Source organism: Streptomyces sp. S6 (genome assembly GCF_054880855.1).
Genome location: NZ_JBTYMC010000211.1, coordinates 1 through 11,835 on the forward strand (window position 1 = coordinate 1; position 11,835 = coordinate 11,835).

General features: G+C 70.3%; 11 protein-coding genes and 1 pseudogene. 3 read left to right on the plus strand and 9 right to left on the minus strand.

Annotated features, from left to right (window positions below):
• Nucleotides 1-1,346, plus strand: a 1,346-nt coding sequence (locus tag ACVNF4_RS24770) for a response regulator (protein WP_461805083.1), incomplete at its 5' end; no start/stop codon positions are given.
• 16 nt (nucleotides 1,347-1,362) lie between these two features.
• On the opposite strand, the gene ACVNF4_RS24775 is transcribed toward ACVNF4_RS24770, so the two are convergent.
• Nucleotides 1,363-1,941: a TetR family transcriptional regulator gene (locus ACVNF4_RS24775; RefSeq protein WP_461805084.1), complete on the minus strand. Its 579-nt coding sequence runs from the start codon at nucleotides 1,939-1,941 to the stop codon at nucleotides 1,363-1,365.
• Nucleotides 1,942-2,067: 126 nt separating this feature from the next.
• Between ACVNF4_RS24775 and ACVNF4_RS24780 the strand changes: the two genes are divergently transcribed.
• The gene (locus ACVNF4_RS24780; protein WP_461805085.1) at nucleotides 2,068-3,279 is read left to right on the plus strand and encodes an MFS transporter; all 1,212 of its coding nucleotides are present in this window, start codon (nucleotides 2,068-2,070) and stop codon (nucleotides 3,277-3,279) included.
• Between the two features lie 149 nt (nucleotides 3,280-3,428).
• On the opposite strand, the gene ACVNF4_RS24785 is transcribed toward ACVNF4_RS24780, so the two are convergent.
• The 8 genes and pseudogenes from ACVNF4_RS24785 to ACVNF4_RS24820 form a co-directional block, all read right to left on the minus strand.
• Entirely contained in the window at nucleotides 3,429-3,704 is a 276-nt protein-coding gene (locus tag ACVNF4_RS24785; protein ID WP_461805086.1) for a hypothetical protein, read from the minus strand.
• A 158-nt stretch (nucleotides 3,705-3,862) separates the two neighbouring features.
• Complete coding sequence (locus ACVNF4_RS24790) at nucleotides 3,863-5,530, minus strand: long-chain fatty acid--CoA ligase (RefSeq protein WP_461805087.1); 1,668 nt, start codon at nucleotides 5,528-5,530, stop codon at nucleotides 3,863-3,865.
• Nucleotides 5,531-5,684: 154 nt separating this feature from the next.
• Complete coding sequence (locus ACVNF4_RS24795; protein ID WP_461805088.1) at nucleotides 5,685-6,050, minus strand: hypothetical protein; 366 nt, start codon at nucleotides 6,048-6,050, stop codon at nucleotides 5,685-5,687.
• Between the two features lie 537 nt (nucleotides 6,051-6,587).
• Entirely contained in the window at nucleotides 6,588-7,148 is a 561-nt protein-coding gene (locus tag ACVNF4_RS24800; protein ID WP_461805089.1) for a SigE family RNA polymerase sigma factor, read from the minus strand.
• Between the two features lie 169 nt (nucleotides 7,149-7,317).
• The gene (locus ACVNF4_RS24805) at nucleotides 7,318-8,484 is read right to left on the minus strand and encodes a lipid-transfer protein (protein WP_461805090.1); all 1,167 of its coding nucleotides are present in this window, start codon (nucleotides 8,482-8,484) and stop codon (nucleotides 7,318-7,320) included.
• 434 nt (nucleotides 8,485-8,918) lie between these two features.
• Nucleotides 8,919-9,299: pseudogene (locus ACVNF4_RS24810) on the minus strand (MaoC family dehydratase); the annotation flags it as partial.
• Nucleotides 9,296-10,204 carry a bifunctional MaoC family dehydratase N-terminal/OB-fold nucleic acid binding domain-containing protein gene (locus tag ACVNF4_RS24815; RefSeq protein ID WP_461805091.1) on the minus strand — a complete coding sequence of 303 codons (909 nt, stop codon included), beginning with the start codon at nucleotides 10,202-10,204 and terminating at the stop codon, nucleotides 9,296-9,298. The pseudogene ACVNF4_RS24810 and the gene ACVNF4_RS24815, both read right to left, overlap by 4 nt.
• 226 nt (nucleotides 10,205-10,430) lie before the next feature.
• Nucleotides 10,431-10,745, minus strand: a complete 315-nt coding sequence (locus ACVNF4_RS24820; protein WP_461805092.1) for a hypothetical protein — start codon at nucleotides 10,743-10,745, stop codon at nucleotides 10,431-10,433.
• Between the two features lie 370 nt (nucleotides 10,746-11,115).
• Here ACVNF4_RS24820 and ACVNF4_RS24825 point away from each other — a divergent pair.
• Nucleotides 11,116-11,835, plus strand: a 720-nt coding sequence (locus ACVNF4_RS24825; protein WP_461805093.1) for a bifunctional DNA primase/polymerase, incomplete at its 3' end; no start/stop codon positions are given.

Sequence of the window (11,835 nt, forward strand, 5' to 3'; positions counted from 1 at the left end):
GTCGGCGGCGGGCTGTCGCGGTGCCGCCGGGGGCGGAGGCGGACGAGGTGAGCCCGCAGGCGCCGCAGGCACCCCAGCTCCCGGCCCAGGTCTCGCATCCCGCACCCGGTCAGACCGGTCAGATCCCCCTCCCCCCGCAGCCCGGCCACACGGGGCACATCCCGTTGCCGCTTCCGGCGGAGGTGCCCGCGCCGCAGCCGTTGCCGGCCGAGGCGATGGGGTCCAAGCCGGACCCCAACTCCACGCAGGGCAGGGCGATCAGTGTGACGACGCTCGGGCAGGGTGTGCCGTTCACGCGGCAGGCGGCGCAGGTGCAGCAGCCGTCGGCGACGCCGCCCGGGGGGACGCCGAGTGCGGGGCGGCGGCGGAAGCTCGGGACGCCGCCGGGGCCGGAGGCCCGTCCGCATCCGCCGACCGAGCAGCCCATCGTCCCGGCGCAGTCGCTGCCGCACCCGTCGATGGCGGGGCAGACGCGGCTCGCGCCGGGGACGGACGGCGCCGGACGGTCGTACGCCATAGGGGCGCCCGACTCGAACGCCGCCGAGGGGCCGGAGCCGTTGGACGGGCCCGGTGGGGCCGTCGAGGTCGCCGATCCGCCGCGCCCGCAGCCGATGGACGACGAACTGCCCCCCGAACCGCTCGACAACCCGCGCCGGCTGTTGGTCTGGCCCGCGCCGGACGTGACGACGCAGCAGGCGCTCAGCGACCGCGGCTACCGTCCGGTGATCGTCAACTCCCGTGAGGAGGTCGACGCGCAGATCGCCGCGTTCCCGGCGGCCCTGTTCGTCGACCCGCTGACGGGGCCGATCACCCGTACGGCCCTCCAGTCGCTGCGGACGGCGGCCGTCGCTGCGGACGTTCCGGTGCTGGTCACGGCCGGTCTCGGGCAGGCGACCCGGGAGGCCGCGTACGGCGCGGACCCGGCCGTCCTGCTGAAGGCGCTCGCGCCCCGGGACAGCGAGCAGCATCCGCCGCGGGTCCTGCTGATCGAGGAGCACGCCGAGATCGCGCTCGCGCTGACGTCGACGTTGGAGCGGCGGGGCATGCAGGTCGCGCGGGCGGCGAGCGACGCGGACGCGGTGATGCTGGCGGGGCAGTTCCGGCCGAACCTGGTGGTCATGGACCTGATGCAGGTCGACCGTCGGCAGGCCGGGATTCTCGACTGGCTGCGGGCGAACGGGCAGCTCACACGGACGCCGTTGGTGGTGTACACGGCGGCTGTGGAGCAGCCGGATCTGCCTCGGCTCGCGTCCGGGGAGACGGTGCTGTTCCTTGCGGAGCGGTCGACGAGTGGTGAGGTGCAGTCGCGGATCGTGGATCTGCTGGCGCGGATCGGGACGAACTAGGGCCGGGCCCATGGCCTCACTTCGCGGCCAGCCTCCTCGCCGCCTCCCGGATCGACGACCGTAGGCGCGTGCGGTCGGTGTCTTCGTCGCCCGTCATGACGCGGGTCATCTGGGGGACGACGGTCATCCAGTTGGCGAGGGAGATGAGGAGGAAGAGGAGGTCGGCCGCGGGGATGGCGTCGGTGACCACGCCGCGCTCCTGGCCGTCCCTCATCGCGGCGATCTTCTCCGCGTAGTGCTCGCGGCGGGCCTGTTCGTCGGGGAGTTCGGCGGTGCCGTACTCGATGCCCTCCCAGTACAGGAGGCGCAGGAGTTCGGGGTGGGCCGCGTGGTAATCCATGAGGCGGTCGATCCAGCCCTCGATGTCGTCCGGGTCGACCGAGATGGCGGCGGCGAGCTCGACCATGCGGCGGCTGAGGACCTGCGTGAACAGCTCCGCCTTGTTGCCGTAGTAGACGTAGATGAGCTGCTTGTTCGCCTTCGCCTCGGCGGCGATGCGGTCGATGCGGGCGCCGGCGATGCCGTACCGGGCGAACTCGGTGGCGGCGGCGTCGAAGATGCGCGCCTTGGTCGCCTCGGGGTCTCTGACTGCCATGGGTTCAGGGTAGCGGGAACGAGAAAAAACCAACTGGTTGGTTGACAGGGAATGCGGCGGGCCTTCAGACTGTTGGGGCGACACATGGCAACCAACTGGTTGGTTGTACGAGTCTGGAGGGGGACCATGTCTGCTGTGTCACCGGTGTCCGCGCGGGTCGATGCCCGTTCCGGGGAGGCGCCCCCGCGCAACGCGCGGTTCCTGCTGCCGCTGATCGCCCTCTGCACGGCCGTCACCGCCGCGAACATCTACCTCGCCGCGCCCCTGCTCCCCCTCATCGCGCGGGACTTCGGCACCACCGCGTCCTCGGTCGCCTGGATCGCGTCCGTCGCACAGTTCGGTTACGCCACCGGGCTGCTGCTGTTCGCTCCGCTGGGGGACCGGGTGAACCGGCGGCGGATCGTCGCGGTGCTGTCCGTGGTGACGGCGGTGGCCATGGGCGGCGGTGCGCTCTCCGGCAGTGCCGGGATACTCGCGACGACCGTCTTCCTCGCCTCCGCCGCGACCGTCGTCCCCCAGCTCCTCGTCCCCCTCGTCGCCCAGCGCGCACCCGCCGACCGCCGGGCCCGGCATGTCGCCGCCGTCATCGCCGGGTTGTTCACCGGGATCGTCGCGGCTCGGGTCCTCGGGGGACTCGTGGGGCAGGCCTTCGGGTGGCGGTGGGCGTTCGTGGGAGCCGCTGTTCTGACGGCCGCACTGGGACTGCTGACCGCCTGGGCCCTCCCTCACGAACGGCCCGTACGCGACGGGGGTTCCCTCTTCTCCGGGCTGCTCGGGATGCCGGGGCTGGTCAGGAGGTCGCCTGAACTGTGGCGGGCCTGCGTCCGGCAGGCGGGGATGTACGGGGCCTGGTCCGCGTTGTGGACGTCGTTGGCGTTGCTGCTGACGGGGTCGGGCGCCGGGTACGGCATGTCCACCGCCACGGCGGGGCTCTTCGGCCTGTTCGGGCTCACCGCAAGCGTGGTCGCCCCCTTCGCCGGCGGCCTGGTCGACCGCTTCAGCGCCGGGCACGTGGTCCGGGGGGCGTACATCCTCGCCGCCCTCTCGATACCCCTCTTCTGGTGGGGCGGCTTCACACTGCCCGCCCTGTTCGTGGCGGCCGTCCTGATCCACGCGGCACTGGTGGCCTCCCACATAGGCAACCAGACCCTGGCCCTGACGACGACGCCGTCACCGGGGGTGGCCAACAGCGCGTACGTGGTGTCGGGGTTCGCGGGCGGAGCGACGGCGTCGGCGCTGGCGGGGGCCGCGTTCGGGGGGTTCGGGTGGGGCGGGGTTGTGGTGGTGGCGGGGGTTTGGCTGGGGGTGGGGTGGGGGGCGACTTTGAAGCGCCGGTGAGGTGGGGCCTTTCCTTCGGGGGTGCGGGGCTGTGTTCAATAGGTTCCGGCGCAGATCGTGGCAGTGGTGCGAGCGGCGTTTCCGCGAAAGTCCGCGATGGCCGAAGAGCGCGTTCGGCCCCGGCCGTCAGGCCATCGCAGACCTCCGCGTCACAGCTCCGGCACAAGCACGGTCAGCCGCAGCAGTTCGGCGACGGCAAGCACCGTAGGTATGGCGTACCACCAACGCCGCAGCCACTCGGCCTTGACGAACACCCAGGTCATAAGCGCCGTGATGACGGTGAGCGCCAGACCGAGACCGGACGCGAAGTTCGAGTGGGCGACGGTTTCGCTGTCCCAGGGGCCTGAGGGGTCGGCCAGGTACGCGATGAGGACGAGGTAGGCCGACACGAAATGGCCCACGGCCAGGGCGAAGCCGCACAGCACGGAGCCGGTCCCTGGCCCGGCACGGGTCGGAGGGGCGGAGGGGGGTGCCGAGGTGTTCACCCGAGTGCTTCCTTCGTGTGCTCCACGTTCTTGGCGAAACGCGGAAAGTCCGTCTCCAGCACGCCTTCTCCGCCTCCCCCCCTCCCAGACCGCCTACCTCAAAGCTCCGTAACCTCCAACTCCCCCTCCGCGTACCGACGCCGCAGCACCTTCTTGTCGAACTTCCCCACACTCGTCTTGGGCACAGCCTCGACCACCGTCCACCGCTCAGGCAGCTGCCACTTCGCGATACCCCCCTCGCCCGCGAGGAACTCCCGCAGTTCGGCGAAGCCGGCGGCGGCGCCCTCCTTCAACACCACGGTGGCAAGCGGCCGTTCCCCCCACTTCGTGTCCGGCACGGCGACAACGGCGGCCTCGGCGACGGCGGGATGTGCCATCAGCGCGTTCTCCAGGTCGACGGACGAGATCCACTCGCCCCCGGACTTGATGACGTCCTTGGCCCGGTCGGTGAGCGTGAGGAACCCGTCGGGAGAGATCGTCCCGACGTCCCCCGTCTTCAGCCACCCGTCCGCACTGAACTTGTCCTCGGGCCGCATCGGCTCGGCCCCGTTGTAGTAGGCCCCGGCGATCCAGGACCCCCGCACCTCCAACTCCCCCGCGGACTCCCCGTCCCACGGCAGCCGCTCACCCCCGGGCCCGGTGAGTCGCGCCTCGACCCCCGCGGGGAACCGCCCCTGCGTGAGCCGGTACCCGAACTCCTCGTCGGTGCCGACGACACGCGCGGGCGGCCGGGCGATCGTCCCGAGCGGGGACGTCTCGGTCATCCCCCACGCGTGGCAGACCCGCATCCCGAGTTCGTCGAACGCGGCCATGAGGGACGGCGGACACGCGGACCCCCCGATGGTGACCTGACCGAGACTGGACACCTCGCGCGGCCGAGCGGTCAGCTCGGCGAGCAGCCCCTGCCAGATCGTCGGCACGGCAGCCGCATGCGTCGGCTTCAGCGACTCGATCATCTCGGCGAGCGGAGCAGGCTGGAGGAACCGGTCCGGCATCAACATGTTCACGCCGGTCATGAAGGTCGCATGCGGCAGCCCCCAGGCGTTCACATGGAACTGCGGGACGACGATCAGCGACAGATCCTCATCCGTCAGCCCCATCGACTCCGCCATGTTGACCTGCATGGAGTGCAGATAGATCGACCGATGGCTGTACACGACCCCCTTGGGGTCCCCCGTAGTACCCGAGGTGTAGCACATCGCCGCCGCACTGCGTTCGTCCAGCTCAGGCCAGTCGTACTCCGTCGGCCGCCCGGCGATCAGCTCCTCGTACTCATGCACCCCGACGGAGACGTCCGCCAGCCCGGACCGGTCACCGGGCCCGGACACGACCACATGCTCGACGGTCCTGAGGTGCGGCAGCAGCGGAACCAGCAGCGGCAGCAGTGAGCCGTTGACGATGACGACCTTGTCCTGCGCGTGGTTCGCGACCCACACCAACTGCTCGGGAGGAAGCCGGAGGTTGAGGGTGTGCAGCACTGCCCCCATGGAGGGAATCGCGAAGTACGCCTCGACGTGCTCGGCGTTGTTCCACATGAGCGTCCCTATCCGCTCATCCCCGGTGACACCCAGCTCGTCCCGCAACGCGTGCGCCAGCTGCGCCGCCCGCCCACCGATCTCCGCGAACGTCCGCCGCTGCGGCTCCTCACCGGTCCACGTCGTCACCTGCGAGGAGCCGTGGATCGTGGCCCCGTGCGTCAGAATCCTCGAAATCAGCAGCGGTACGTCCTGCATCGTGCTCTGCACGGCGATCCTCCCGGGCGACATTGCCTGCGACGGAACTGGTGAGGCCGATTCTGCTCACATACCGGGCGGTATGTCACTAGGGAGGGGCCGATCGATCCATTCACATTAAAGCGGAGGTCAAGTTGCCTGATGGGGCCGTGACGAGACGGCCCCCGTGCGTCACCGCACCCCTACCTCACGCACTCTCCCGCATCACATCAGCAAACGCTTCCACCCCGAACGGGGCGCCCTCATAGGTGTACGGATACTCCAGCCCCGCCGCCGCATAGGCCGCCGCCCGCCGCCGCTCCCTCTGCAACTCGACTTCCGCCGCCTCAGCCCACGCCCGAGCCTCCGCCTGCCGCCGGAAAATCGCCGCAGCCTCTTCCTTGGACGGCGAGGTCCAGGGTCGTGACCAGGGGCTTTCGGGGATGACCGGCTGGGGCGCGGGGGCCGCAACGCGTTGTACACAGCACTTGCGGCGCCTGCCCGTAGCGGGCAGGAGAAGCGCGATCAGGGTACGCAGGCACGCCAAGATGGCATGCGCGATAGAGTTGCGCATGGCGACAGATTCCTTGTCAGGTGGTTGTCGTCAGGCCCCTTCAGCAGAGTGTTGTCGCACTCTGAGTCCTGGAGGGGCCACTTTTTGTTGTTGTTGAGGAGCACCGTAGCACCGAGATCACGGAGTTGAAGCAAATCCCAGCGAACTGCGCAACTTTTTCCGGGGGTTGGCGGGTGGCATCATCGGGCGATCCTGGCTGAGGAAGAAGCGCGCCGACTGGTGCTGGCGGAGATCGACGGCGCCCGAGGCGCAACGGTCCCTTCCTGGTGGACCGCAAGAACGAGCGGTTGCTTCGAACTTCCACCGGCATTCCCGTAGCCCGCCAAGTCGCCGACTACGAACGCCGACTACGGCGCGAGACCCATGCTCGGAACCTGGCAGCGAAACGACCGCCGCAACGAGCCTCTTTCCAGTGAGGAACTGGACGTGGGTGACCCCGACCACCCGTGCTACCTGAACTTGTCCCGGGTACCGGAACCCGGGGTCCATTTTGATGTCTACCGGCGCCCGTGGCCGAACTGGGCCGGGATCATGACTTCAGTCCCGCGCCAACCCCAGCTCAGGATCCTCCCGCAGCTTCCCGAGCGCCCGGGACACGGCCGACTTGACCGTGCCGACCGACACCCCGAGGACCTCCGCCGTCTGCGCCTCGCTGAGGTCCTCGTAGTAGCGGAGGACGACCATGGCTCGCTGGCGGGCGGGGAGCTTCAGGATGGCTCGCCACATCGCGTCGTGGAGGGCCTGGTGTTCGGCGGGGTCTTCGAGGCCGGTGGTGAGGGGCGGCTCGGGGAGTTCGTCGCAGGTGAACTCGTCCACCTTGCGTTTGCGCCACTGGGATGTGCGGGTGTTCAGGAGGGCGCGGCGGACGTAGCCGTCGAGGGCGCGGTGGTCCTCGATGCGGTCCCAGGCGACGTACGTTTTCGTGAGGGCGGTCTGGAGCAGGTCCTCCGCGTCGCACGGGTTCGCGGTCAGCGAGCGGGCCGTGCGCAGGAGCACCGGCTGGCGGTCCCGGACGTAGGACGCGAAGGACGGGTATCCGGGGCGGGCGGTGGTCCGCGCCGGGCCGATCGAAGCGCTGGTGCAGACGGGTGTGGTCATGCCTCCACGCTAGGAGGGAGAGCGCGTGGTCCGGATCGCCCGCAGGTCCCGAAGAAAGGTCCCCCTCAGGTTGTAGGGGTGGGGTGCGCCCCACCTCCTGAAGGTGGAGCGGAAAGACCTGGGTAGTACGGGATGACCCTTGGGGAATCGGCCGTCCGCTCCGTGGGGATCAGCTGTCCGTCGTGAGGACCAGGCCGGAGGTGGGTACTCCGGTACCGGCCGTCACGAGTGCCGTCTCGGCGCCGGAAACCTGGTTCACCGCTGTTCCGCGCAGTTGTCGTACGGCTTCGGCGATGCCGTTCATGCCGTGCAGGTACGCCTCGCCGAGCTGTCCGCCGTGTGTGTTGAGGGGGAGGGTGTCCGCCGCGACGAACCCTGAGGCGTCTCCGGGTCCGCAGAAGCCGAACGCCTCCAGCTGCATGAGGACGTACGGGGTGAAGTGGTCGTACAGGATCGCCACGTCGATGTCGTCCGGGGTGAGGGTGGAGGCCGTCCAGAGGCGGTCCGCGACCGCCGCCATCTCGGGGAGGGTGGCGAGGTCGCCCCGGTAGAAGCCCGTCATCTGCTCCTGCCCCTTCGCCGCGCCCTGCGCCGCCGCCGCGACCAGCACCGGGGGGTTCGGCAGGTCCCGGGCGCGCTCCGGCGTCGTCACGATCAGGGCCTGGGCGCCGTCCGTCTCCTGGCAGCAGTCCAGAAGTCGTAGGGGTTCGACGATCCACCTCGACGCGGCGTGGTCCTCCAGGGTGATGGGACGGCCGTAGAAGTACGCGGCCGGGTTCGTCGCCGCGTGCCTCCTGTCGACGACGGCCACCTGGCCGAACGCGTCCGGGGTCAGCCCGTACGTGTGCAGGTACCTCTGCGCCGTCATCGCCACCCACGACGCGGGCGTCAGCAGCCCGAACGGCAGCGTCCACCCCAGCGCGACGCCCTCCGCGGAGGGTTCCCTGTGCGTCACCCCGGCCCCGAACCGGCGCCCCGACCTCTCGTTGAACGCGCGATAGCAGACGACGACCTCGGCGACGCCGGTCGCGACGGCCATGGCGGCTTGGAGCACGGTCCCACAGGCGGCGCCGCCCCCGTAGTGCACCCGCGAAAAGTAGCCCAACTCCCCTATCCCGCACGCCTGCGCGACGCTCACCTCAGGATTCGTGTCCATCGTGAACGTCACCATCCCGTCCACGTCCGCCGGCTTCAGCCCGGCGTCCTCTATCGCCGCACGCACGGCTTCCGCGGCCAGCCTCAGCTCGCTTCTGCCGGAGTTCTTGGAGAACTCGGTGGCGCCTATGCCGGTTATGGCGGCGCGGTTGGAGAGGGGGTGAGGGGGAGCGGGAGGCATCGGGGCTCCTTGGGGGTGGGCCTTGGTGGGAGCGAGAGGGGAGGGCGGGTGTGGGGCCGGTCTTGGTGGGGTGAGGGTCCGGTGGGGGCTGGGGTGGGGGCGTTTCGCTCACCCGCGCTGGCGGGGTGCCTCCCCCAAGCTCTTCGAGCAGGGGGTACCTCCAGCCCACCCGTGCCGTCCCACGGGGGTACCTCCCTGGCCCATAGGGCGCTGGGGCTGGTTCATGTTGCGGTGTCCGCGCCCGGTGGCCTGGGCTCGTCCGCCTCTGTCCTCAAGGCCGGCGGCCCGTTCTCGTCGCCGGATGTGCTCGCGTCCGTACCCGCCGGACCGGAGCCACCGCCCGCGCTTCCGGCACCCGTGTCCCCCGCCTCGGCCCCACCGGCAGCCCCCCGGCTCTCGCCCGCCGGATCGATCGTGCCGTCAGCCCTCCCGGTGCCCTCACCCACCACCACCCTCGCCGTCCCCGTCACATGTCGGCCCAACCTGTTGTCGCCGGTGACCCGGACCGTCAGTTCGCGGCCTTCGGCCTGTTGCACCTCACCTCTCAAGTGGAGGGTGTCGCCGGGGTAGTTGGGGGCGCCCAGGCGGATGGACAGGGTGCGGAGGCGGGCTGTGGGGCCGAAGTGGTCGGTGAGGTAGCGGCTGATGAGGCCGTTGGTGGTGAGGATGTTCATGAAGATGTCGGGGGAGCCCTTCGCGCGGGCGGCGTCGGGGTCGTGGTGGACGTCCTGGTAGTCGCGGGAGGCGATGGCACCGGCGACGATGAGGGTGCGGGTGATCTCGATGTCCAGTGGGGGGAGTTCGACAGGGTTCATACCGGGTCCTCTCCCGCCCGGAACACCGGCAGCGTCAACTCGTCGTCGTACGCGTGGAATTCGAGGGTCACCGGCAGGCCGATGCGGACCTTGTCGTAGGGGATGCCGATCACGTTGCTCACCAGCCGTACCCCTTCGGCGAGTTGGACGAGGGCGACGGCGTACGGGGGGGCGAAGGCGGGGAACGGGGGGTGGTGCATGACGACGTAGGAGTGGACCGTGCCTTCGCCGTTCGCCTCGACGGTGTCCCAGTCGGGTGAGCCGCATTCGACGCAGCCGGGGATCCAGGGGAGGCGGAGGGTGGCGCAGCGGACGCAGCGCTGGATGAGGAGACGGTGGTCGTGAACGCCTTGCCAGAAAGGGGAGTTGTCGCGGTTGATCACAGGGCGGGGGCGGCGCGGGGTCTCCACGGGACGGCTCCGCGCCGGCGCGTACTTGAGGATGCGGAACCGGTGCGTACCGGCCAACTCCCCGTCCCCGCACCGGACATCGGTCCGGGTCGTGACGAAGTACCCCCACCCCAGCTTCGTCGACTTCCGCCCCGACACCGACTCGATCACAGAGTCGAAGGAGACCCGCTCCCCGATCCGCAGCGGCCGGACGTACTCCTGCTCGGAGTCGGTGGCGACGACGGCCGTGCACCCCAACTCGTCGAGCAGCGCGAGGAGTTGCTCGTAGGTCTCGGTGCGGGACGAGTGCCCCGAGAGCCCGCCCATCGTCCAGACCTGGAGCATCGCGGGCGGGACGATCGCGTCGGGCCCGGCGTACGCGGGGTTCGTGTCGCCGAGCGCCTCGCACCAGTGGCGGATCATCGCGGCGTCGACGGGGTCCTTGGCGATCCCGGCGACGGCGGCGGGCCGGCCCTCGTACTCCTTGAGCCGCCGCTCGACGTCTTCTTCACGCACGGCACCCTCCCCTCCCGAAACGGTTTCTGACTGTCCGTCAGATGGCGTGGACTGTCAAGAACGGAAAGAGAGTTCACCGACCCCGGTCACACTCCGCCCACACCGAAACGCCTGCGCGGCGAAGCCCGAAAGCCTCGCCGCGCAGGCGCTTCACCACCCCGGTGAGCACACCCCACACCTGGCCGGGGAGCCGGTACCGGTGCGCCGGCCCCCTTCGGTCAGCGGGTCACCACCACAGCGGCGCGAAGGTGACCTGGACGTTGTGGTTGCCCTGGTTGATGGACGTGAACGCGGACCCGTTCACCTGGGCCGTGTTGTTCTGGTTGCTCGCGCCGGAACCCACGGCGTTCTGCTGCGTGGTGGCCGAGTTGCCGTTGTTGTCGCCGGCCACACCGCTCCCGATGATGCTGGCGACGCCCGCGTTCGATCCGTCGTCCGCGAAGCCGCCGTTGTCCGCCGCCGCGACGCCGGTGAAGAGAGCGGCGGCGAGCGGGAGGGCGGAGACAGCGGCGACGATGCGGGCGGTACGGATGCTTGCCATGTTGTTCCTCCAGAGAACAAGAGACGTACCGGCCTGAGGCCGGGTGATGCGTGAACTACGGCTGTTACCGGGGCAGTTGGCCGACCGCCTCGGCGCTTGTGACGACGTCGCGAGATCAGAGTTGCCCACCGGACCCCCACGGAACCACCCCGGACGGCATGATTAGCACGCAAGCGTGATGACCAGTCGATAAACCCCTTTCACTACCGTTCTTCGCGGAGTTGCACGTCCCGGGCGTGCCGGAATCGCCGTATCCCGTACGCCGCTTGGGGTGAAGCGTTCCGGCACCGGCACCGGCACCCGCATCCCCGAGGGCCTGCCGAGTCTGCGCCCCCTCCCGATTTTCGAACGAGTGTGCGAAACTTGAGCCATGGCCACCACCGACCGGCAGGCCACCACGCTGGCCCTGGCACACGCACTCTCGGCCGCCGAACGCGGCCTGGCCGTCATCCCCCTGTCCCGCACGAAGCTCCCGGCCCTCCGTTCCCCCCACCGCCTCGACCCGCCCGGCACCCCGCAGTGCCACGGCGAATGCGGCCGTCCCGGCCACGGCGTCTACGACGCGACGACCGACCCCGCCCGGATCCGCGCCCTGTTCGCCGTGGCCCCCTGGGCGACCGGCTACGGCATCGCCTGCGGACTGGCTCCGCACCACTTGATCGGCATCGACCTCGACACCAAGGGCGACACCGACTCCACCGCCGCGCTAAGGGAGTTGGCGCTGCGCCACCTCTTCACGATCCCGCCGACGGTCGTCGTCCTCACCCCCTCCGGCGGCCGGCACCTCTGGCTCACCGGCCCAGCCGACGTCGTCGTCCCGAACTCCGCGAGCCGTCTCGCGCCCGGGATCGACATCCGGGGCGCCGGCGGGTACCTGGTCGGGCCGGGCTCCCGTACGGACGGCGGCGTCTACTCGACCGCCCCCGGTACGACCCACCTCGCGCCCGCGCCCTGCCCGCGCACGCTGCTGCGCCTCCTGGTCCTCGACCTCCCCCCGCACGCGCCGCCGGACGAATACCTGGCCAGGCGTGCCGAGTTGGGCGCCGAGGAGGTCAACCGCCGTTTCCTGCACGCCTCCCGGACCCACACC

Excerpts from the sequence above, each read along its gene's own strand:
- ACVNF4_RS24775 (WP_461805084.1), bottom strand. The coding sequence starts at position 1,941 with ATGGCAGTCAGAGACCCCGAGGCGACCAAGGCGCGCATCTTCGACGCC.
- ACVNF4_RS24780 (WP_461805085.1), top strand. The coding sequence starts at position 2,068 with ATGTCTGCTGTGTCACCGGTGTCCGCGCGGGTCGATGCCCGTTCCGGG.
- ACVNF4_RS24790 (WP_461805087.1), bottom strand. The coding sequence starts at position 5,530 with ATGTCGCCCGGGAGGATCGCCGTGCAGAGCACGATGCAGGACGTACCG.
- ACVNF4_RS24795 (WP_461805088.1), bottom strand. The coding sequence starts at position 6,050 with ATGCGCAACTCTATCGCGCATGCCATCTTGGCGTGCCTGCGTACCCTG.
- ACVNF4_RS24800 (WP_461805089.1), bottom strand. The coding sequence starts at position 7,148 with ATGACCACACCCGTCTGCACCAGCGCTTCGATCGGCCCGGCGCGGACC.
- ACVNF4_RS24805 (WP_461805090.1), bottom strand. The coding sequence starts at position 8,484 with ATGCCTCCCGCTCCCCCTCACCCCCTCTCCAACCGCGCCGCCATAACC.
- ACVNF4_RS24820 (WP_461805092.1), bottom strand. The coding sequence starts at position 10,745 with ATGGCAAGCATCCGTACCGCCCGCATCGTCGCCGCTGTCTCCGCCCTC.